The sequence below is a fragment of the Streptacidiphilus jeojiensis genome, assembly GCF_042510965.1.
Classification (GTDB): Bacteria; Actinomycetota; Actinomycetes; order Streptomycetales; family Streptomycetaceae; genus Streptacidiphilus; species Streptacidiphilus jeojiensis.
This window is the reverse complement of the sequence record NZ_JBEUKS010000014.1, coordinates 199,804-218,961: the sequence shown is the minus strand read 5'-3', so window position 1 is coordinate 218,961 and position 19,158 is coordinate 199,804. Positions and strand designations below refer to the sequence as shown.

At 71.9% G+C, this 19,158-nt stretch carries 18 protein-coding genes and 2 pseudogenes; 12 read left to right on the top strand and 8 right to left on the bottom strand.

Features of this window, described 5'->3' with window-relative positions; genetic code table 11:
- Positions 1-13: 13 nt before the first annotated feature.
- Complete coding sequence (locus ABUW04_RS32460) at positions 14-961, bottom strand: metallophosphoesterase (RefSeq protein ID WP_380568058.1); 948 nt, start codon at positions 959-961, stop codon at positions 14-16.
- 164 nt (positions 962-1,125) lie between these two features.
- On the opposite strand from ABUW04_RS32460, the gene ABUW04_RS32455 reads away from it, so the two are divergent.
- Entirely contained in the window at positions 1,126-1,593 is a 468-nt protein-coding gene (locus ABUW04_RS32455) for a GatB/YqeY domain-containing protein (RefSeq protein ID WP_134003158.1), read from the top strand.
- A 153-nt stretch (positions 1,594-1,746) separates the two neighbouring features.
- Here the strand turns inward: ABUW04_RS32455 and ABUW04_RS32450 are convergent, their stop codons facing one another.
- On the bottom strand, positions 1,747-4,050 hold the full coding sequence (locus ABUW04_RS32450; RefSeq protein ID WP_380568057.1) for a transglycosylase domain-containing protein: 2,304 nt from the start codon (positions 4,048-4,050) through the stop codon (positions 1,747-1,749).
- A 379-nt stretch (positions 4,051-4,429) separates the two neighbouring features.
- Here ABUW04_RS32450 and ABUW04_RS32445 point away from each other — a divergent pair, with 379 nt between their 5' ends.
- On the top strand, positions 4,430-4,747 hold the full coding sequence (locus tag ABUW04_RS32445) for a WhiB family transcriptional regulator (RefSeq protein ID WP_037595132.1): 318 nt from the start codon (positions 4,430-4,432) through the stop codon (positions 4,745-4,747).
- Between the two features lie 180 nt (positions 4,748-4,927).
- Here ABUW04_RS32445 and ABUW04_RS32440 read toward each other — a convergent pair whose 3' ends face one another.
- Both ABUW04_RS32440 and ABUW04_RS32435 read right to left on the bottom strand, forming a co-directional pair.
- Positions 4,928-6,196, bottom strand: coding sequence for an ArsA family ATPase (locus ABUW04_RS32440; protein ID WP_380568056.1), 1,269 nt, complete (start codon positions 6,194-6,196; stop codon positions 4,928-4,930).
- Positions 6,193-7,269 carry an ArsA-related P-loop ATPase gene (locus tag ABUW04_RS32435; RefSeq protein ID WP_380568055.1) on the bottom strand — a complete coding sequence of 359 codons (1,077 nt, stop codon included), beginning with the start codon at positions 7,267-7,269 and terminating at the stop codon, positions 6,193-6,195. The genes ABUW04_RS32440 and ABUW04_RS32435 overlap by 4 nt, the downstream gene beginning before the upstream one ends.
- Before the next feature lie 211 nt (positions 7,270-7,480).
- On the opposite strand from ABUW04_RS32435, the gene ABUW04_RS32430 reads away from it, so the two are divergent.
- The 5 genes and pseudogenes from ABUW04_RS32430 to ABUW04_RS32410 all read left to right on the top strand — a co-directional run.
- A complete protein-coding gene (locus tag ABUW04_RS32430; protein WP_157623729.1) occupies positions 7,481-7,645 on the top strand; it encodes a hypothetical protein in 165 nt (54 codons plus the stop codon).
- Positions 7,645-8,112, top strand: a complete 468-nt coding sequence (locus ABUW04_RS32425) for a RidA family protein (protein ID WP_030253878.1) — start codon at positions 7,645-7,647, stop codon at positions 8,110-8,112. The genes ABUW04_RS32430 and ABUW04_RS32425 overlap by 1 nt, the downstream gene beginning before the upstream one ends.
- Positions 8,113-8,196: 84 nt before the next feature.
- Positions 8,197-9,060, top strand: a complete 864-nt coding sequence (locus ABUW04_RS32420; RefSeq protein ID WP_380568053.1) for an NUDIX hydrolase — start codon at positions 8,197-8,199, stop codon at positions 9,058-9,060.
- A 74-nt stretch (positions 9,061-9,134) separates the two neighbouring features.
- Positions 9,135-9,602: pseudogene (locus ABUW04_RS32415) on the top strand (MBL fold metallo-hydrolase); the annotation flags it as partial.
- Between the two features lie 147 nt (positions 9,603-9,749).
- A pseudogene (locus tag ABUW04_RS32410) lies at positions 9,750-9,845 on the top strand (MBL fold metallo-hydrolase); the annotation flags it as partial.
- 131 nt (positions 9,846-9,976) lie between these two features.
- Here the strand turns inward: ABUW04_RS32410 and ABUW04_RS32405 are convergent.
- Both ABUW04_RS32405 and ABUW04_RS32400 read right to left on the bottom strand, forming a co-directional pair.
- Positions 9,977-10,651: a Crp/Fnr family transcriptional regulator gene (locus ABUW04_RS32405; protein WP_030253884.1), complete on the bottom strand. Its 675-nt coding sequence runs from the start codon at positions 10,649-10,651 to the stop codon at positions 9,977-9,979.
- Between the two features lie 188 nt (positions 10,652-10,839).
- Positions 10,840-11,973, bottom strand: coding sequence for a glycoside hydrolase family 26 protein (locus ABUW04_RS32400; RefSeq protein WP_380568052.1), 1,134 nt, complete (start codon positions 11,971-11,973; stop codon positions 10,840-10,842).
- 995 nt (positions 11,974-12,968) lie between these two features.
- On the opposite strand from ABUW04_RS32400, the gene ABUW04_RS32395 reads away from it, so the two are divergent.
- Together ABUW04_RS32395 and ABUW04_RS32390 are read left to right on the top strand one after the other, a co-directional pair.
- The gene (locus tag ABUW04_RS32395) at positions 12,969-13,802 is read left to right on the top strand and encodes an NAD(P)H-binding protein (protein WP_380568051.1); all 834 of its coding nucleotides are present in this window, start codon (positions 12,969-12,971) and stop codon (positions 13,800-13,802) included.
- Between the two features lie 42 nt (positions 13,803-13,844).
- A complete protein-coding gene (locus ABUW04_RS32390) occupies positions 13,845-14,201 on the top strand; it encodes a hypothetical protein (RefSeq protein ID WP_380568050.1) in 357 nt (118 codons plus the stop codon).
- Here the strand turns inward: ABUW04_RS32390 and ABUW04_RS32385 are convergent.
- Entirely contained in the window at positions 14,131-14,940 is an 810-nt protein-coding gene (locus ABUW04_RS32385) for a hypothetical protein (RefSeq protein WP_380568049.1), read from the bottom strand. The genes ABUW04_RS32390 and ABUW04_RS32385 overlap by 71 nt on opposite strands.
- Positions 14,941-15,126: 186 nt before the next feature.
- Between ABUW04_RS32385 and ABUW04_RS32380 the strand changes: the two genes are divergently transcribed.
- Positions 15,127-16,398, top strand: coding sequence for an MFS transporter (locus tag ABUW04_RS32380; RefSeq protein ID WP_380568048.1), 1,272 nt, complete (start codon positions 15,127-15,129; stop codon positions 16,396-16,398).
- An 18-nt stretch (positions 16,399-16,416) separates the two neighbouring features.
- Here the strand turns inward: ABUW04_RS32380 and ABUW04_RS32375 are convergent, their stop codons facing one another.
- The gene (locus ABUW04_RS32375) at positions 16,417-17,352 is read right to left on the bottom strand and encodes an adenosine kinase (protein ID WP_380568047.1); all 936 of its coding nucleotides are present in this window, start codon (positions 17,350-17,352) and stop codon (positions 16,417-16,419) included.
- 127 nt (positions 17,353-17,479) lie between these two features.
- On the opposite strand from ABUW04_RS32375, the gene nth reads away from it, so the two are divergent.
- Entirely contained in the window at positions 17,480-18,307 is an 828-nt protein-coding gene (nth, locus tag ABUW04_RS32370) for an endonuclease III (RefSeq protein WP_380568046.1), read from the top strand.
- Between the two features lie 95 nt (positions 18,308-18,402).
- The gene (locus ABUW04_RS32365; RefSeq protein ID WP_380568070.1) at positions 18,403-19,125 is read left to right on the top strand and encodes an NUDIX hydrolase; all 723 of its coding nucleotides are present in this window, start codon (positions 18,403-18,405) and stop codon (positions 19,123-19,125) included.
- Positions 19,126-19,158: the final 33 nt, after the last annotated feature.

Below are 19,158 nucleotides of genomic sequence, written 5' to 3'. Positions count from 1 at the left end.
GCGGTCCGACGGCTCAGGTGGCGGGGCCGGCCGTCAGGGTCAGCAGGGTGGCCTCGGGCGGGCAGGCGAAGCGCACCGGGGTGTAGCGGTTGGTGCCGCAGCCCGCCGACACGTGCAGATAGGACTCGTGGCCCCCCGCGGAGTGCCGGGACAGGCCCTTGACCCGCCCCCGGTCCAGGTCGCAGTTGGTGACCAGGGCGCCGTAGAAGGGCACGCACAGCTGCCCGCCGTGGGTGTGCCCGGCCAGCACCAGCGGGTAGCCGTCGGCGGTGAAGGCGTCCAGGGCCCGCAGGTACGGGGCGTGCACGAGGCCGATGGAGAGGTCGGCGTCGGCGTCCGGACCGCCGGCGACCTGGGCGTAGCGGTCCCGGCGGATGTGCGGGTCGTCCAGGCCGGTGAACTCCAGGTCCAGCCCCTCGATCTTGAGCCGGCCGCGGGTGTTGGTCAGGTTCAGCCAGCCGGCCCGGTCGAAGCCGTCCCGCAGGTCCTCCCACGGGTTGTGGACCGCGCCGACGATGCCGCGGCGGGGGGTGCCGTCCGCCCCGTTCATGCCGTGGTCGCCGCTCAGCATCGCGCCCAGATACCGGGTCGGGCTCTTCGGGACCGGCCCGTAGTAGTCGTTGGAGCCGAAGACGTAGACGCCCGGGAAGTCCATCAGCGGGCCGAGGGCGTCCAGGGTCTGCGGGATCGCCTCCGGGTCGGAGAGGTTGTCGCCGGTGTTCACCACCAGGTCCGGTTTGAGCGAGGCCAGCTCACGCAGCCAGCGCTGCTTCTTGCCCTGCCCGTTGACCATGTGGATGTCCGACAGCTGCAGCACGCGCAGCGGCGGCGCTCCGGCCGGCAGCACGGGTACGGTCACCCGGCGCAGCCGGAACGAGCGCACTTCGTAACCGGCGGCGTAGGCCACGCAGGCCGCGCCGGTGGCGGCGATTCCCAGGGGTACGGCGTAGAGCGGTCGCATCCGTCCATGGTCGCAGAGTGCGTCCGTACGGCGAGCACCGGTGTGGCGCGGCGGGGGTCGGCGGTGGGGGTCGGCGACACGGCGCGTCGGCCCGGGTCGGCGGCTCGGGGCGGCGGTGTTAATTGGCAGCGCGTCGGCTTGTCGGGGATGCGAGACTTGCGTACATGACCACGACGCTCAAGAAGCAGCTGCAGGAGGACCTCACGGCCTCGATCCGGGCCAGGGACGAGCTGCGCTCCGGCACGATCCGGCTCACCCTGTCCGCCATCACCACCGAGGAGGTGGCCGGGAAGGTGGCGCGCGAGCTCTCCGACGAGGAGGTGCTCAAGGTGATCACCCGTGAGGCGAAGAAGCGCCGTGAGGCGGCCGAGGCCTTCGAGGCCGGCGGACGTCCTGAGTCGGCGGCGCGCGAGCGGGCCGAGGGCGAGCTGCTGGCCGCTTACCTGCCCAAGCAGCTGACGGACGATGAGCTGACGGAGATCGTCGCCACGGCCGTCGCCGAGGCCAGGGCCGCGGGCGCCGAGGGGCCGCGCGCGATGGGTGCGGTGATGAAGCTGGTGAACCCGAAGGTGGCCGGGCTGGCCGAGGGCGGCCGGGTGGCCGCGGCGGTGCGGCAGGCCCTGGCGGGCTGAGGCGGAGCGCCGAGCGCCGAGCGCCGACGGCACGGCACGACTGCAGAGCCGCCGGAGCCCAGACCGCCGGCACAGTACGACGACGCGCCGAGGGGCGCCCGGGAGTTGACCGGGCGCCCCTCGGCGTTGCTGTGCGGGCCTGTGGGCGGAGCCTCAGCGGCCGGTGACTCCGGTGCCCCCGGTGAGCCCGCCGATCAGGTTCGTGCCGGTGGTGCCCGTGGTCCCCGTGGTCCCGGTGGTGCCGGCGGTCGTGGTTCCGGTGCCCGCGGTGGTTCCCGCCGTGGTCCCGGTGGTGGTGCCCGCGGTGGTCCCGCCGGTCTTGTTCTTGTTCTTGTCCTTGGCCTGCTGGGCCTTGGTCTTGACCGGCGCAGGGAGGCTGACGGTGTGGAAGTACCTGAACCCGACGCCGCTCAGCGCCCCGTCCATGGCGTCATGCCATATCGGGCCGGCGATCGTGCTGCCGAACACCTCGTTCTGACCGTAGGAGGTGCCGCCGATGGTCTGGCCGTCGTAGAGCGGGGTGATCTTGGTGCCGGTGTCGCTGACCACGGTGGCGCCGGAGAGCTGCGGGGTGAAGCCGACGAACCAGACCTGCTTGTGGTAGTCGGTGGTACCGGTCTTGCCCGCGCTGGGACGGCCGTCGGCGAAGCCGTCCTGTGCGCCGGTGCCGTCCTCGACCACGCCCTTGAGCATGGTGGTGATGGCGTCGGCGGTGCTCTGCTGCATCACCGAGTGGCAGTTGGCGGAGGGCACCGGCAGGCTCTTGTGGTTCACGTCGGTGACCGCGGTGATCGCGGTCGGGGAGCAGTAGACGCCCCGGGCGGCGAAGGTGGCGTAGACGTTGGCCATCTGCATCGGGGTGAGGCTGTTGGTGCCCAGCGTCAGCGACTGGACCTGCTCGATCGGGGCCAGCGTGTGCGTGCCGGGGGAGTAGGTGGCCTGCGAGGTGATGCCCATCTTGGCCATCATCTGCACGACGTTGCAGAGCCCGGCGTCCTTCTCCAGCGGCACGAAGTAGGTGTTGACCGACTTGGCCATGGCGGTCGGCATGTTGAACGGTCCGACCAGGGTGGTGGAGTCGTTCTGGTCCGGCGGGTCGGTCACCTCGCGCAGGTGGTTGCCCTTGCAGTCGGTCATCGCCGGGTAGGGCTCCTGGTACAGCGAGTCGTACGTCTGGTCCATGCCGATGCCGTTCTCCAGCGCGGCGGCCGCGGTGATCGGCTTCACGGTCGACCCGGTCGGGAAGCCCCCGCCGCCGCCCATGGTGCGGTCGACGTTGTAGTTCAGCGTGGTGACGCCGGCGCTGGTCCCGTTGCCGTACGGGCGGCTCTGCCCCATGCCCATGATCTTGCCGGTGCCCGGCTGGATGATGGTCATCGCCGTGGCGGCCTTCTCGTCGGCGTGGACGTGCGAGGTGACCGACTTCTGCAGGGCCGTCTGCACCTTGGGGTCGATCGTGGTGTGGATGTCCAGCCCGCCGCGGTCCCACAGCGCCTGCCTGGCCTGCGCCGTCTGACCGAAGACCGGGTTGCTCAGGAAGATGTGCTCGACGTAGTCGCAGAAGAACTGCTCGCCGTTCCTGGCGGTGATGCAGCCCTCCTTGGGACGGCTCACCTTCAGCCCCAGCGGCTTGGCCTTGTAGACCGCGGCCTGGGCCGCGGTGATGGAGCCGTACTTCGCCATCGCGTCCAGCACCTCGTTGCGGCGCGTGGTGGCCGCGGGGGCGTAGAGCAGCGGGTCGTAGTTGCTGGGCGACTGCACCATGCCGGCCAGCATGGCGGCCTGGGGGACGGTCAGCTGGCTGGCGTGGACGCTGAAGTAGCGCTCGGAGGCGGCCTCGATGCCGTAGGCCTGCTCGCCCCAGAAGGTGATGTTGAGGTAGTCGGTGAGGATCTGGTCCTTGGTGAGCGTCTCCTCGAGCTTGATGGCGACCTTCAGCTCGGAGATCTTGCGCCCGATGGTCTGCGCCTGGGCCTCGCGGACCTTGGTCGGGTCGTTGCCGGCCAGCTCCACGTTCATGTTCTTCACCAGTTGCTGGGTCAGCGTGGACCCGCCCTGGGAGGCGCCGGAGGAGGCGTTCTTGGTCAGCGCGCGCAGGGTGCCCTGGAGGTCGATCGCACCGTGCTGGTAGTAGCGGTTGTCCTCGATGTCGACCAGTGCCTGCCGCATCACCGGGGCGATCTTGCTGATCGGCACCACGGTGCGGTCGCGGGCGTAGACCTTGGCGATCACTCCGCCGTTGGCGTCGTAGATGGTCGACGCCTGCGACAGGGTCGGTGCGGTGAACTCCGCCGGGATCTCGTTGAAGGAGGTCGTCGCCGACTTCGCGCCGAACCCGAGGGCGCCCACGGCGGGCAGGGCCAGTCCGGCGACCAGCGTTCCGGCCAGCACACTCGCGCCGACCAGGTTCAGACCGAGACCCACCTTGTACAACGGAGATCGAGAGCGCTTCGCCATGGGCAGCACCTTACGACGCGTTAGCCGGACAGGCGGGCATCTGTTCGCCTACTCTTGTCACAAGCTTGCGACAAGTTCCCGAGCGCTCACTCACTTCACTCTTGTGGGTGATGAGATCTGTCCGGATCGCGGTCATATGCCAGGAACTGAGCCAGGAAGGGCAGTGTCGTCCAGGTCCCCGAAGCCTGTACGGCCCTCCAACCTGCACTCACTCCAGTGGGTGATCTATTCCGCACGCATAGTCCGAACGGGCCATACAGGATTGGGCCCCAAGGGGCTGTTGCAACCTGCTCTTCTTCCGTAACGTCCTCAACTGGCAACAGCGAATATGCCGTTGCCGCCGTGGGGGAGCCTCGATTCGGGAGAGGACGGCACCAGCATGGGCTGGGTTGACGACTGGAGTGCGCAGGCAGCCTGCCGCACCAGTGATCCGGACGAACTGTTCGTTCAGGGGGCGGCACAGAACCGCGCCAAGGCGGTGTGTACCGGTTGCCCGGTCCGCACCGAGTGCCTGGCGGATGCCCTCGACAATCGCGTCGAGTTCGGCGTGTGGGGGGGAATGACGGAGCGCGAGCGCAGGGCTCTGCTGCGCCGCAGACCAACGGTGATCTCCTGGCGAAGGTTGCTGGAGACGGCTCGTACCGAGTACGAGCAGACCTTCTCCATCGGAGATCCGGACTACGCCGAAGCAGGCTGAGCCGGGCTCTGCCGCCGCGGCGGTCCGAGCACGCGCAGTCCCGCACGGCTACTCCACGCCCCGTGTCCGGCCGCAACGGGCCGGGCCACGGGCGGCGGAGTCGTGCCGTCACGTTCGGAACCGGACCTGGTCGAACCCGGACCTGGTTCGGACCCTGGCCGGCCACCGCCGGGCCGAGGGTCAGCCCGCTGCCAGGCGCTCGCCGATCTCCCGCAGGCCCTCCAGGTCGTGCACGTCACCGGCCAGGGCGGGCACCTCGACCAGCGGCACGTCCGGGTAGATCGAGACGAAGCGGTCCCGCATCCGGCGCTCGTGCGTGATGGTCCTGACCCGGTCCGCGTGCAGTCTGAGCAGCCCGGCGGCCAGCACCTCCGACTCCTGCGCGAAGGCACTCCCCCCTGCCTCGCCACCGTCGGAGGAGTCGGTGTCCGCATCCCCCTCCAGGGTCTCCGCGGCCGCCAGAGCCCGCTCCGCGGTGAGCTGGGGTGCGCCGGTCCGGTGCACCCGGTTCAGCACCAGCCCGGCCAGCGGCATCCGGTCCGTCTCCAGCCGGTCCACGAAGTACGCCGCCTCGCGCAGCGCGTCCCGTTCGGGGGCGGCCACCACCAGGAAGGCCGTGCCCGGCGCCTGGAGCAGCTGGTAGGTACGGTCGGCACGCTCGCGGAAGCCGCCGAACATCGAGTCCATCGCCGCGACGAAGGTCGACACGTCCTGCAGCACATTGGCGCCGAGGATCTTGCCGAGCACGCCGGTGAACATGGTCATCCCGACGTTGAGGAACTTCATCGCGCTGCGGCCGCCGACCTTCGCCGGCGCCATCAGCACCCGGATCAGCTTGCCGTCCAGGAAGGAGCCGAGCCGGTTGGGCGCGTCCAGGAAGTCCAGCGCCGAGCGGCTCGGCGGGGTGTCCACGACGATCAGGTCCCAGCTGCCGGTGGCCTGGAGCTGGCCCAGCTTCTCCATCGCCATGTACTCCTGGGTGCCGGCGAAGCCGGAGGAGAGCGACTGGTAGAAGGGGTTCTCCATGATCTGCCGGGCCCGTTCGGGGTCGGCGTGGGCGAGCACGACCTCGTCGAAGGTCCGCTTCATGTCCAGCATCATCGCCTGCAACTCGCCCGGTCCGGCGACGTCCTTGACGACCCGTGGGGTGTTGTCCAGCTCGGTCAGCCCCATCGACTGGGCCAGTCTGCGGGCCGGGTCGATCGTCAGCACCACGACCTTGCGGCCGCGCTCGGCGGCGCGCAGCCCCAGCGCGGCGGCGGTCGTGGTCTTGCCCACGCCGCCCGAGCCGCAGCAGACCACGATCGCCGTCGCGGGGTCGTCGATCAGCGCGTCCACGTCCAGCGCCACGCCCGCCAGCGGGTCAGCGCTCTGCTGCCGTCCAGCGGTCTGCTTTCCGGTCGCTGCCGTCGCTGCCGTCGCTGCCGTCGGTGTCGTCGCTGCCGTCATGCCGCCCCCTCCTCCTTCAACGCCGCTGCCAACCGGTAGAGCCCGCCGAGGTCCACCCCGCCGCTCAGCAGCGGGAGTTCGTAGGTGGGCAGTTTCAGCGCCTGGACGTCGGCGCGCTGATCGCGTTCCAGCAGCACCCGGGCCGCGTGTTCGCGGCCCTGCGCCAGCAGCGGCTCCACCAGCTTCTTCGTCGCGGCGGGGACGGTCTTCCTGGCCCCGCCGCCGGGACGGGCGCCGACCCCTGCGTCGGCAAGAGCCATCCCCAGCTCCTCGCGATGGTCCCCGTCGGCGGCGAGTATCGCCGCCTCGTCCAGCATCGGGGGGCGCACCATGTTGACGAACACCCCGCCGACCGGCAGCCCGGCCGCGCGCAGCTCCGCCACGCCGTCCACGGTCTCCTGGACCGGCATCTCCTCCAGCAGCGTCACCAGGTGGACGGCGGTCTCTGGGGAGCGGATCACCCGCATCACCGCCTGCGACTGGGTGAAGATCGGCCCGAACCTGGCCAGCCCGGCGACCTCGGTGTTGATGTTCAGGAAGCGGCTGACCCGCCCGGTCGGCGGCGCGTCCATCACCACCGCGTCGTAGTGCCGCTTCCCGTCCGGGCCCTTGCGGCGGACCGCCTCGCAGGCCTTGCCGGTGAGCAGGACGTCGCGCAGCCCGGGCGCGATGGTGGTGGCGAAGTCGATGAAGCCGACCTTGCGCAGGGCCTTCCCGGCCCGGCCGAGCTTGTAGAACATCTCCAGGTACTCCAGCAGGGCCTGTTCGATGTCGATGGCCAGCGCGAAGACCTCGCCCTCGCGCCCGCCTTCGCGCCCGCCCTTCGCCGAGCCCGTGCGGGCCCCGCTCCGTCCCAGGGCACCGGGGCCGACGCTCGCGACCCGGCGCTCCTCGTAGGGGAGCGCGGAGATGCCGAACAGTTCGGCGATGCCCTGCCGCTCCTCGACCTCGATCAGCAGGGTGCGCTTGCCGTCGGCGGCCAGGGCCATGGCCAGTGCGGCGGCGACGGTGGTCTTGCCCGTTCCGCCCTTACCGCTGACGACATGCAGCCGTACCCCTTCCCAGTCCGGCATGTGCGTCTCCGTCCGCTGGCTGTTCTTGGGCAATCGGTTCATGGGCAATCGGTGGCTGTTCGGTGGCCGTCGTGCTGTGCGTCTTCTGGCGAGCGTAACCAGGAGCCGTCCCGGCCGTCGGGAGACGCCTTGCCACGGCGAGACGTTTGCACCTCTTTGTGTCGCAGATCACAGGGACATCGCGGGGGCGGCGACCGGTTAGAGTCCCCTCATGACCAAGTGGGAATACGTGACCGTGCCGCTGCTGGTGCATGCGACGAAGCAGATTCTGGACACCTGGGGCGAGGACGGCTACGAGCTCGTCCAGGTCGTGCCCGGGCCCAACCCCGAGCAGCTCGTCGCCTACCTCAAGCGAGAGAAGCAGGGGAAGTCCTGATGGCCGGAAAGGTCGAGGCCAAGCTCGCCGAGCTCGGGCTGGAGCTGCCGCAGGTGGTGCCGCCGCTGGCCGCGTACGTCCCCGCCGTGCGGGCGGGGGAGTTCGTCTTCACCTCGGGGCAGCTGCCCATGGTGGAAGGCAAGCTCGCGCTGACCGGGAAGGTCGGCGCCGAGGTCACCGCGGAGGAGGCCAAGGCACAGGCCCGGATCTGCGCGCTGAACGCGCTGGCCGCGGTGAAGTCCGTGGTCGGCGATCTGGACCGGATCGAGCAGGTCGTCAAGGTGGTCGGCTTCGTCGCCTCGGCGACGGACTTCACCGGGCAGCCGGGCGTCGTCAACGGGGCGAGCGAGCTGCTCGGCGAGGTGCTGGGCGCCGCGGGCGTGCACGCACGGTCCGCGGTGGGGGTGGCGGTCCTGCCCCTGGACGCGCCCGTCGAGGTGGAGATTCAGGTTCGGGTTTCGGAGTAGGGCGCCACGTTGGTGGCGGGTTGCTGTTGCGCAGTTCCCCGCGCCCCTATGGGGGCGCGGGCAGCGGCCCCGTACGATCCGCCCATGAGTGCTGAGCTGCCTTCGGGCTGGGCCGAGCGGATTGCCGCGTTGGGACGTGGGGAGCTGGAGCCGGTGCCGCCCAGGCCCGCGGCGACGGTGGTGCTGCTGCGCGACGGCGCCTCCGGCGCGGAGGGGTACCTGCTCCGGCGCCGGACGTCGATGGCCTTCGCCGGCGGGATGTACGCGTTCCCCGGCGGGGGCGTCGACCTGCATGACGGTGCGTCGGACCTCGGCTGGGCCGGGCCGACCGCCGAGGAGTGGGGCGCGCGCCTGGGCTGCGCGCCGCAGACCGCGCGTGCCATCGTCTGCGCCGCGGTACGGGAGACCTTCGAGGAGTCCGGGGTGCTGCTGGCCGGCGCGGACTCCACGTCGGTGGTCGCCGACGTCAGCGGCGACCGGTGGCGCGAGGACCGGGCGGCGCTGGAGGCGCACCGGCTGACCTTCGCCGAGTTCCTCACCCGTCGGCGGCTGGTGCTGCGCAGCGACCTGCTGGGCGCCTGGGCCCGCTGGGTGACCCCGGAGTTCGAGGAGCGCCGCTACGACACCTGGTTCTTCGTTGCCGCGGTGCCCGAGGGGCAGCGGACCGCGGAGGTGCCGGGGGAGGCCGACCGGGTGGAGTGGCTTGCCCCGGGCGAGGCGGTGCGCCGGGTGGAGAGCGGCGCCTACCGGATGCTGCCGCCGACCGTCACCACGCTGCGCGAGCTGTCCCCGTACGCCGATGCCGGCACGGCGCTGGCGGCGGCGGGCCGGCGACGGGTCGAGGCGGTGATGGCCGAGGCGGCGTTGCGGGAGGACGGCGGGGTGACGTTGCGCTGGCCCGGGTACCCGGAGCTGACCGTGCACGCGGGGACTGGGGCCGGGAAGTGAGCGAGATCGCGGGCGGCATCGCAGGTCAGGCCACCGAGCGGGCGTACTGCGTGCTGGCCCCCAACGCCTCGCCGATGACCCTGGACGGCACCAACACCTGGATCCTCGCCGAGCCCGGCTCCGAGCTGGCCGTCGTGGTCGACCCCGGGCCGCTGGACGAGGGCCATCTGCGGGCCGTCCTGGACCGCGTCGAGCAGAGCGGTCGCCGGGTGGCGGCCACCCTGCTCACCCACGGCCATCCGGACCACGCCGAGGGCGCCGCCCGCTTCGCCGAGCTGACCGGCAGCGGGGTACGGGCCCTCGACCCGGCGCTGCGGCTCGGCGACGAAGGGCTGCGGGACGGCGAGGTGCTGGAGGTCGGCGGCCTGGAGCTGCGGATCGTCGGCACGCCGGGCCACACCTCGGACTCGCTGTGCTTCCAGCTCCCGGCGGACCGGGCGGTGCTGACCGGCGACACCGTCCTGGGCCGCGGGACGACAGTGGTGGCCCACCCGGACGGGCGCCTCGGCGACTACCTGGACTCGCTACGGCGGCTGCGCACCCTCGCGGCCGAGCACGGGGTGGCCACGGTGCTGCCCGGACACGGTCCGGTGCTGGCCGACGCGCTGGGGACGGTGGAGTACTACCTGGCCCACCGGGCGGCACGGCTGGCCCAGGTGGAGACCGCGGTCGAGGCCGGCCTGCGGACCCCGGCGGAGGTCGTCGCCCGGGTGTACGCGGACGTGGACCGCGCGCTGTGGCCGGCGGCGGAGTGGTCGGTCCGGGCACAGCTGGAGTACCTCAGGGAGCACGGGCTGATCTGACCCGGAGCGACGGCCTGGTCCGACAGTACGAGGAACTACTCGAACAGGTGAAGGGGTGCGGCCGAGTGGCCGCACCCCTTCTGCGTTCCTGGCGTCGTCAGCTGTTCCCGGCGTCAGCGCGAGCGCCGGGCCAGCCGCTCCACGTCCAGCAGGATCACCGCGCGGGCCTCCAGCCGCAGCCAGCCGCGACCGGCGAAGTCGGCGAGGGCCTTGTTGACGGTCTCCCGGGAGGCGCCGACGAGCTGCGCCAGCTCCTCCTGGGTCAGGTCGTGGACCACGTGGATGCCCTCGTCGGACTGGACGCCGAAGCGGCGCGACAGGTCCAGCAGCGCCTTGGCGACACGCCCGGGGACGTCGGAGAAGACCAGGTCCGACATGACGTCGTTGGTGCGCCGCAGGCGGCGGGCGATGGCCCGGAGCAGCGAGATGGCGACCTCGGGACGGGTCGTCAGCCAGGGCTGCAGGTCGCCGTGGCCCAGGCCCAGCAGCTTGACCTCGGTCAGCGCGGAGGCCGTGGCCGTACGCGGTCCGGGGTCGAACAGCGACAGCTCGCCGATCATCTCGCTGGGGCCGACCACGGCCAGCATGTTCTCGCGCCCGTCCGCCGAGGTGCGGTGCAGCTTCACCTTGCCCTCGACGATGACGTACAGCCGGTCGCCCGGGTCGCCCTCGTGGAACAGGGATTCGCCGCGCGCGAGCGTGGTCTCCGTCATGGAGGCGCGCAGCTCGGCAGCCTGCTCGTCGTCCAGAGCAGTGAAGAGCGGGGCGCGCCGCAGAACGTCGTCCACTCGGTCCTCCTTGTCGGCCGTGCAGGCTTGAGGTGCGATCCCCATCATGCCCGACCGGGAAACAGTGCGATCAATCACAACAAGTGTGGCGTATGGAAACCGGCGATTTGCACGGGGGTGCTCGTCGGAGTGCCCTTCAGCCATGATCGGGCATGGTGGCTCGATGTCGCCGGACTTTGCCCGGACTCCTAGAGACGGTCGTGGACGGGACGGAAGCGCGCGGGGGTGGCCGGGGCGGGGGTCGGCGTGGCCGGGGCGGCCGGCGCGGCCGGGGTGGGGGTCGTGACGGCTGCGGGGGCGGTGCTCGGGCTCTCCGGGAGGGGCACCGGGTGAGCGGGAGGTGACGGGAAGGGGCGCGGGGAGGGTGTCGGGGACGGGCTCGAAGTGGGGGACGGGCTCGGGGACGGGCTGGGGGGAGCCGAAGGACTCGGACTGGGGCTGGGGCTCGGCGAAGGGCTCGGGCTGGCTACTGCCGAGAGGAAATCGCGGTAGGCCTCGCTCGACCCGGGATTGGCGTCGCACTCCCAGACGCCGTGCGGGCAGTAGTCCGTGACCGTCTGGTAGAGCGTGTCGTGGGTGGCCATCCAGGCCAGCATCTGTCGCACGTAGTCGGGGTCGTCGCCGTAGTGGTAGAGGCCCCACTCGGGGTACGAGACCGGCTTGTGGTGGGCGGCGGCGAAGGTCACCTGCTGCTGGAGTCCGTACGGCTCGGTCACGAAGTCCTGGAAGGTGCTCCCCGGCTCCATGTCGTAGCTGTCCATCCCGATCACGTCGGTGACGTCGTCGCCGGGGTAGCACTCGGTCCAGGGGTTGTCGTCGGGTCCGCGGGTCGGGTCGAAGTCGAAACGGAACCGCTGGCCGGGGATGCTGCGCATGGTGGTGACGATGCGGCGCCAGTAGGTCCGCCAGTCGGCCGGGTCCGGATGGCAGCGGCTGCTGTACGTGGTGCCGTTCATCTCCCAGCCGAGGGTGATGACGGTGTCGGGGACGCCCAGTGCGACCAGGCGCCGGGCCAGCTCCAGGAAGTGGCCGTCGAAGGCCCCCGCCGCGCCCTGGGCGAGCAGGTAGCGCACGCTGTCGTCGTCGAGGTCGCCCTCGTTGGCTTGCTGCATGGGAACGCCGAGGATCAGCATCCGGTCGGTCGCCGCGGTCCGCCAGGCCGCCCAGGGGGCCAGCAGGGTGACGCTGCCCTCGATGTCCTCCCAGTGGTTGCCGGGGAGGTAGGTGTGGCCGACCTGGATCTCGGCGTGGTTCAGCCAGCTGGAGAACTCGTTGATCCGGTCGTTCGACTGGTCCGAACCGAGGAACGCCCCGAACGGCACGGGGTGCGAGGGCAGCACGATCGGCTGCGGCGCAGCGGGGACGCTCGGCGAGGGCGAGGGCGACGGGGACGGGGACGGCGATGGGGAGGCCGATGGCGACGGTACGGCGGATGCGGATGCGGATGCGGATGCGGATGCGGAGGCTGACACGGATGCCGCCGGCGACGGCGCCGGTGAGGGACTGGCAGTGGGCACGGCGGGAAGGCTCGATGTCGGGATCGGGCCAGGGCTGGGCGCAGCGCTGGGTACCCCGCTCGCGCTGGGCACCGGACCGACGCTGGAACCCACGCTCGGCGCGGGCCCCGGAACACTCGGCCCAGGTCCCGGGCTGGGCACCACACTGGGGACCGCCGCACCGCTGGGACTCACCCCCGCAACAGGCACCGTGCCGCCCTGTCCCGAGCCCGCGCTGGGACTCGCACCGGCAGCCGTCGCACTCGGCACCGCCCCGGCGGACGGACCGGCTCCGGCGCTCGAACTCGCGCTGATCCCGGCGCTAGCCCCCGCGCTAGCCCCCGCTCCCGCCCCCACGCTGGCGCTCACTGCAGGGCTCGCCCCCGCACTCGCACTGCTCCCCGCGCCCGCGCTCACTCCTGCGCTCGGGCTCCCCCCGGCCCCCGCGCTGCTCCCAGCGCTCGCGCTCACGCCGACCCCCGGGCCGGCTGAGGCCCCCGCGGTGGGGGCCTCCCCAGCTGTGACCGCGTCACCGTGGGACGACCGCCAGGCGGCCGCCTCCCGCAGGTCCGGGGCGTGGATCAGCAGCGCGATCACTGGCAGGGCTACCGTCAGCATCGCGATCGCGAGACAGGCGATAGGTGCCAGACGGCGCTGCGACATGAAATAGAGCCTAAGTTATGACGATTTGTCAGTAATCGCGGCGCGCCGGAACCCTGACGATCACTCTGCTCCGAAAGTGTGGCTTTCCGGCTCCCGTCGTGCCGTAGCGTGAAGCGCGGCGGTGCCGCGGGGGCGGCGTCGAACGGGAGGGGGACCGCATGATTCTGGTGACGGGTGCGAACGGGAACGTCGGAGCGGAGGTCGTCCGGGCGCTGTCCGAGGCGGGGGAGCAGGTCCGGGCGCTGGTCAGGACTGCGGACCGGCCCGCGCCCGCCGGGGCAGAGGGCGTGGTGGGGGACCTCAACGAGCCCGAGAGCCTCGCGCCCGCGCTCGCGGGCGTCGGCGGACTGTTCCTGCTGCCCGGCTACCGTGACATGCCCGGCCTGCTGGCCGAGGCGGCGCGGGCCGGGGTGGAGCGGGTGGTGCTGCTCTCCGGGGGCTCGGCCGGGGACGGCGACATGACCAACGCGGTCTCCCGCTACATGATCCTCTCGGAGATCGCGGTACGGGACTCCGGCCTGCCGTGGACGATCCTGCGCCCGGCAGCCTTCATGTCCAACGCCTTCCGCTGGCTGCCCCAACTCGATGCCGGCGACGTCGTCCGGGTCCCCTTCGCCACGGTGCGCACCGCGACCGTCGACCCCTACGACATCGGCCGGGTCGCCGCACGTGCGCTGCTGACGGATGGTCACGAAGAGCGGGTGTACTACCCCACCGGGCCGCAGTCGCTTCTCCCGGAGGAGCAGATCAGGACGCTGGGGGAGGTCCTCGGCCGGAAGCTGGAGTGCGTGCCGCAGTCCGACGAGGAGGCCAGGGCCGAGATGAGCGGCACCATGCCGGCCGACTACGTCGACGCCTTCTTCCGCTTCTACGTGGACGGGACCCTGGACGAGTCCCAGGTGCGGCCGACCGTGCAGGAGGTTACCGGGCAGGCGCCGCGCACCTTCGCGCAGTGGGCGGCGGCGCACGCCGACGGCTTCGCCCAGAGCTGACACGCCGTGCCGGGACCCCGGCTCCGGGGGAGGATGGCGGGCATGGCCAATCCGCGCACAGCGCTGACGCGTTTGCACTCCTCCGACTCGCCGCTGTCCCTGTGGTCCCGGGACTCCGTGCTCTCCATCGGCTCGACCGGATCCGTGCTGTCCATCGGCTCCGTGGGGTCGGTGCTCTCGGTCGGATCGGTCGGGAGCGCGGCGTCGCTGCTCTCGGTGGGCTCCTGGCTGAGCGTGGGATCGCTGCTGTCCGCCCAGTCGCGGTGGTCGGTCCTGTCCTGGCGTTCGACCCTGGGCCTGATGGCGGCCGGCGCCGCCGCGACCGCGGTCATCCGGCGCGGAGCTGACGCAACGTCCACCCCGACCCGGACGGATCGAGGGCGCGGGTGGCGTCGGTGAACACCTCGGCGGCCCGGCGGTAGGAGAGCCGGGCCCGCCCGGTCAGCGGGCAGCGGTCCGCGGCCGGGGTGCCGACCGGGGCGCGGCGGTCGGTGAGGAAGACCGGCCCCGCCGTCCGGCTGAGCAGCAGCAGCGACAGCAGCCGCCCGGTGCGCGGCCCCCAGTGCAGTTCGGCACGGCCCGTGCCGCTGCCTGTCCTGCCCCGACGGCGGTTCAGGTCCAGGTCGACGATGTTCAGTGCGAGCACCCTTTCGATGGACGCTCCGCTGTCGTGCAGCAGATGCCACAGGGCCTGCTCGCGCAGCGGCGCGCGGAGTGCGAGCACCGCGCGGACCTGGTCGCCGCCGAGCCGGGCCGCTGCCGCAGCAGGCGCACCGGGCGGCGGGGGTTCGGCCGCGGCGAGCGGATCGGTGCTGATCCAGCCCTGCTCGCGCCACCAGCGCAGTGCGCCGCGCAGGATGGACAACTCGCGGTTGAGGGTGCGCGGATCGGTCACCGTCGCGCGTTGCGCGCAGGCAGCGCGCAGCCGGGCCGCGCACGCGGGGTCGTCCAGCAGGTTCAGCGGTACCACCGGCGGGCTGGCGCCGCGCCGCGCGGCACCGGTGGGCGTGGTCCGGCCGACCATCGGCCAGGCCCAGGAGACCAAGGCGATCCGGTAGATCCGCCGCGAGCTTTCGGACAGCCCTGCCGCCTCCAGCCGACGTTCCACCGCGACCGCGTACTCGACCGGCTCAACCATCAATCCTCCGCAGTAAAAATCCGGCCCGAATGTTCGGCACTGGCGCAGTAAAACCCAGTGTCAGAGCCGTACCACCAACAATTTACTGCGGCAGATGTTGCCCTTCAAACAATTGCCTCTGATTGACTCAACTTTAGCCTCGGAAAGCCTTGTAGAACCCGCGCCGGCCGAGGCAGTCTGCTTCACATGACCACCGACCTCCGGGGCCGCCCTGGCCCTCTCCTCGGGCTGCGCCGGCGCCTGCTGGTGCTCGGCGAACGCGACTTCCGCCGGTTCTTCGTCGGCTACACCACCTCGGTCCTCGGCTCGTCCATGGCCGGGGTGGCGGTGGCCTTCGCCGTGCTCGCGACCGGGGGCGGCGGTTCGGCGCTCGGGGCGGTGATGACGGCCAGGATCCTGCCGCTGGTGCTCCTTCTGCTCTTCGGAGGAGTGGCTGCGGACCGGTTCGGCAGCCGGATCGTGATGATCGTCGCGGACGTGCTCCGCTGCGGTGCCCAGGTCACCTTCGCGGTACTGCTGCTGACGGGCCGTCCGGACCTGTGGGTGATGCTGGTGCTGTCGGCGCTGGCCGGGATCGGCGAGGGCCTGTTCGGTCCGTCGCTGTCCGCACTCATTCCCCGGCTGTCGCCCCGGGACGGGCTCACCCAGGCCAACTCCCTGCTGCAGATCGCCCGTTCGGGCGCGACCGTGGCCGGGCCGGCGCTCGCGGGGGTGCTGGTCGCGACCGGCGGACCCGCGCTGGTGCTGGCGCTGGACGCGGCCAGCTACGCGGTGAGCGTCCTGGTCGTCTTCAGCCTGCCTCCCGCCGGCGCCGGCGCCCCTGGGCCAGCTGCGTCGGCCGGGCGCGGTTCGCTGTTCGCCGACCTCAGGGCCGGCTGGTCGCTGTTCCGCTCGGAGACCTGGCTGTGGGTCACCACGCTGCACATCTGCCTGTTCAACCTGCTGGTCTGGGGACCGTTCCTGGTGCTCGGCCCGGTGGTCTCGGCCACCCGGCTCGGCGGAGCGGGCGCCTGGGGCGCGATCATGGCCTGCTACGGCTGCGGCGCCATCACCGGCGGATTCGTCCTGCTGGGACGCAGACCCTCCCGTCCCCTGCTCGTGGCCGTGGTCGCCTCACTGGGCTGGGCCTTCCCCACCGGGGCGCTGGCCGTCGGGCTGCCGCTGGCCTGCGTCTGCGCGGGTGCACTGGTCGCGGGCGTCGGTTCGTCCCTCTACGGGACGCTGATCGACACCCTGGAGCAGCAGGTGATCCCGGTCGAGTTCCGGGGCCGCGTCGCGGCCTACGGCACCCTCGGGGCCTTCGGCCTCGGCCCACTCGGCCTGGCCGCCGCCGGACCGGTCGCCGCCGTGATCGGCGTCGGTCCGGTACTGGCCGGCGGATCGCTCTGGCTGCTCGGAGCCGTCGTCGTGCTGCTCCTGCTGCCCGCGATCCGCCGACCGGTACGCACATCGGGATGACCCCGGCCAGGTGTCGGTTCAGGCGGTTTCCAGCTCCGCCGCCCGGGCCAGCAGTTCGTCGCGGCCGATGGAGTCGCTCGCGGTGGCCGGCACGGTGCAGGCGAAGGCACCGGCGATCGCGCCGTACTGGGCGCACCGCAGCGGCGGCTCCCCGGCCAGCCACCCGAAGAGGAAGCCGGCCGCGTAGGCGTCCCCGGCGCCGTTGGAGTCGACCACCGGGGTCGGCGGCGCGACGGCGGGCACATGGGTCAGCCGGTCCTCGACCAGCAGGTACGAACCCTCGGCCCCGGCGGTGGCGACCACCACCTGCGCCCGGCCCCGCTCGACCACGCGGCGCATGGTGCGCTCCGGGTCAGCCAGGGCGGTGGTGGACAGGAAGACGAGGTCGGCCTGGTGGGCGAAGGTTTCGTGGTACTCCTGCTCGCCGTCCCAGTTGTGCAGGTCCGTCGAGACGGTCACCCCGGTCGCACGCAGCACCGGCAGCGCGTAGCCGCAGGGATGGGTGATGGAGACATGGGCGTGCCGGCTCACCGCCGCCAGCTCCCGGACCGTCGCCTCCGGCAGCCGGTCCTCCGGCAGGGAACGGCTGTTGTCGTACAGCGACAGCCGCCGCCCGTCCGGTCCGACCAGGTTCACCGCCCGCTTGGTACCGCCCGACTGGTGCACCTCGGTGAACGCCACGCCGCGCTCCGCGCACAGCGCGCGGACCAGGTCGCCCGCGTCGTCGTCGCCGATCATGTCGAGGTGGTGGGTGCGCAGTCCCAGCGCGTGCAGACCCAGGGCGACGAAGTTCCCGGTCTGCCCGGCCCGCGTCTCGACCCTGGGCACCATGTAGCTGTCCGCGTACGGAAGCGGCAGCTCGGGGACGTACACGATGGTGTCGACGCCCGCACCACCCAGGACCAGGACGTCCGTCTCAGCTGTCTCCGCTGTCTCAGCTCTCTCGGCGCTCATCGGTGCTCCTCGGGCAATAATTTTCAGAAAATATCTGCAATGTATTGCAGCAGTAGTCGAACCCGGTCGGGTGCCGAACCCGTGGATCCCCCGTTGGCTGTCGGTGGTGGCCCGTAGGCTGATCCGTATGGCGAAGAGTGGCGTGGGTGAGGCTGCGGGGCGACCGGCGTTCAAGAAGGCGAAGGTCCCGACGACGCATACCGGGCTGGTGCGGCAGGCGCGGAAGATCAACCGGGCGCTGGCGGAGGTCTACCCGTACGCGCATCCGGAGCTGGACTTCAGGAACCCGTTCGAACTGCTGGTCGCGACCGTGCTGTCGGCGCAGACCACCGACCTGCGGGTGAACCAGACCACGCCCGCGCTGTTCGCGAAGTTCCCCACGCCGGAGGCGATGGCGGCGGCGAACCCCGAGGAGCTGGAGGAGATCCTGCGGCCGACCGGGTTCTTCCGGGCCAAGGCGAAGTCGGTGCTGGGCCTGTCCGCGGCGCTGCGGGACCGGTTCGACGGCGAGGTGCCCGGGCGGCTGGAGGACCTGGTGACGCTGCCGGGGGTGGGCCGCAAGACCGCCAACGTGGTCCTCGGCAATGCCTTCGGCGTGCCCGGGATCACCGTGGACACCCACTTCGGGCGGCTCGCCCGCCGGTTCGGGTGGACCGAATCCGACGATCCGGTGAAGGTCGAGCACGAGGTCGGCGAGCTGATCCCGAAGAGCGAGTGGACCATGCTGTCGCACCGGGTGGTGTTCCACGGGCGGCGGATCTGCCATGCCCGCCGTCCCGCCTGCGGTGCCTGCCCGATCGCGGAGCTGTGCCCCTCCTACGGGGAGGGCGAGATCGACCCGGTGAAGGCGGAGAAGCTGCTCAAGTACGAGAAGGGCGGCCAGCCGGGACAGCGGCTCAGCCCCCCGCCGGACTACCCCGGCAAGCCCGCCCCCGCGGCGGGCGGGGCGGCCTGATGGCGGAACCGGAGCCGACGCAGGAGGTGACGCAGGAAGCGGCGGAACCGGCGGGGGCGCACCAGGTGCGGCGGGACGGCCTGCCGCAGTGGCTGATGCCGGTGCGGGACGCCGCCGAGCGGATCGAGCCCAGGCAGCTCAGCCGGTTCCTGCCGCCGGCCGAGGGCGGCCGGCGCTCCGCGGTGCTGGTGCTCTTCGGGACCGGCGCCGACGGCCGTCCCGACCTGCTGCTGATCGAGCGGGCCCGCTCGCTGCGCTCGCACGCGGGACAACCCTCCTTCCCCGGCGGCGCGCTGGACCCGGAGGACGGCGATCCGCGCGGCCCAGGGCCGGTCAACGCCGCCCTGCGCGAGGCCCGGGAGGAGACCGGCCTGGACCCGTCCGGGGTACAGGTGTTCGGGGTGCTGCCCGACCTCTACATCCCGGTCAGCGACTTCGTGGTCACCCCGGTGCTGGGCTGGTGGCGCAGCCCGAGCCCGGTGGGTCCGGTGGACCCGGCGGAGGTCGCCGCGGTGTTCCGGGTCCCGGTAGACGAACTGGTCGACCCCGACCGCCGGGCCAGGCTGCGCCACCCCAGCGGCTTCCGCGGGCCGGCCTTCCTGGTGGAGGGACGCCTGGTCTGGGGCTTCACCGCCGGGGTGATCGACCGGCTGCTGCACCACTCCGGTCTGGAGCGGCCCTGGGACACCAGCCGGGAGATCGAGCTGTCCGAGGACGCGGTGGTGGTCGCCGCCGAGGACCGCGCCCGAGCGAAGCAACGTACCGGAGCCGACCCGGCCGGGGCGGGCGAAGGAACCATTTCGGGTCGGCCGGCGTGAGAAGGAGACAAGGTCCTCCCTAGGAGGCACGTT

Excerpts from the sequence above, each read along its gene's own strand:
- ABUW04_RS32450 (WP_380568057.1), bottom strand. The coding sequence starts at position 4,050 with ATGGCGAAGCGCTCTCGATCTCCGTTGTACAAGGTGGGTCTCGGTCTG.
- ABUW04_RS32390 (WP_380568050.1), top strand. The coding sequence starts at position 13,845 with ATGGCCAATCCGCGCACAGCGCTGACGCGTTTGCACTCCTCCGACTCG.
- ABUW04_RS32375 (WP_380568047.1), bottom strand. The coding sequence starts at position 17,352 with ATGAGCGCCGAGAGAGCTGAGACAGCGGAGACAGCTGAGACGGACGTC.
- ABUW04_RS32425 (WP_030253878.1), top strand. The coding sequence starts at position 7,645 with ATGGCCGGAAAGGTCGAGGCCAAGCTCGCCGAGCTCGGGCTGGAGCTG.
- ABUW04_RS32460 (WP_380568058.1), bottom strand. The coding sequence starts at position 961 with ATGCGACCGCTCTACGCCGTACCCCTGGGAATCGCCGCCACCGGCGCG.
- ABUW04_RS32435 (WP_380568055.1), bottom strand. The coding sequence starts at position 7,269 with ATGCCGGACTGGGAAGGGGTACGGCTGCATGTCGTCAGCGGTAAGGGC.
- ABUW04_RS32440 (WP_380568056.1), bottom strand. The coding sequence starts at position 6,196 with ATGACGGCAGCGACGACACCGACGGCAGCGACGGCAGCGACGGCAGCG.
- ABUW04_RS32365 (WP_380568070.1), top strand. The coding sequence starts at position 18,403 with ATGCCGGTGCGGGACGCCGCCGAGCGGATCGAGCCCAGGCAGCTCAGC.
- ABUW04_RS32430 (WP_157623729.1), top strand. The coding sequence starts at position 7,481 with ATGACCAAGTGGGAATACGTGACCGTGCCGCTGCTGGTGCATGCGACG.
- ABUW04_RS32455 (WP_134003158.1), top strand. The coding sequence starts at position 1,126 with ATGACCACGACGCTCAAGAAGCAGCTGCAGGAGGACCTCACGGCCTCG.
- ABUW04_RS32380 (WP_380568048.1), top strand. The coding sequence starts at position 15,127 with ATGACCACCGACCTCCGGGGCCGCCCTGGCCCTCTCCTCGGGCTGCGC.
- ABUW04_RS32385 (WP_380568049.1), bottom strand. The coding sequence starts at position 14,940 with ATGGTTGAGCCGGTCGAGTACGCGGTCGCGGTGGAACGTCGGCTGGAG.
- nth (WP_380568046.1), top strand. The coding sequence starts at position 17,480 with ATGGCGAAGAGTGGCGTGGGTGAGGCTGCGGGGCGACCGGCGTTCAAG.
- ABUW04_RS32420 (WP_380568053.1), top strand. The coding sequence starts at position 8,197 with ATGAGTGCTGAGCTGCCTTCGGGCTGGGCCGAGCGGATTGCCGCGTTG.
- ABUW04_RS32395 (WP_380568051.1), top strand. The coding sequence starts at position 12,969 with ATGATTCTGGTGACGGGTGCGAACGGGAACGTCGGAGCGGAGGTCGTC.
- ABUW04_RS32445 (WP_037595132.1), top strand. The coding sequence starts at position 4,430 with ATGGGCTGGGTTGACGACTGGAGTGCGCAGGCAGCCTGCCGCACCAGT.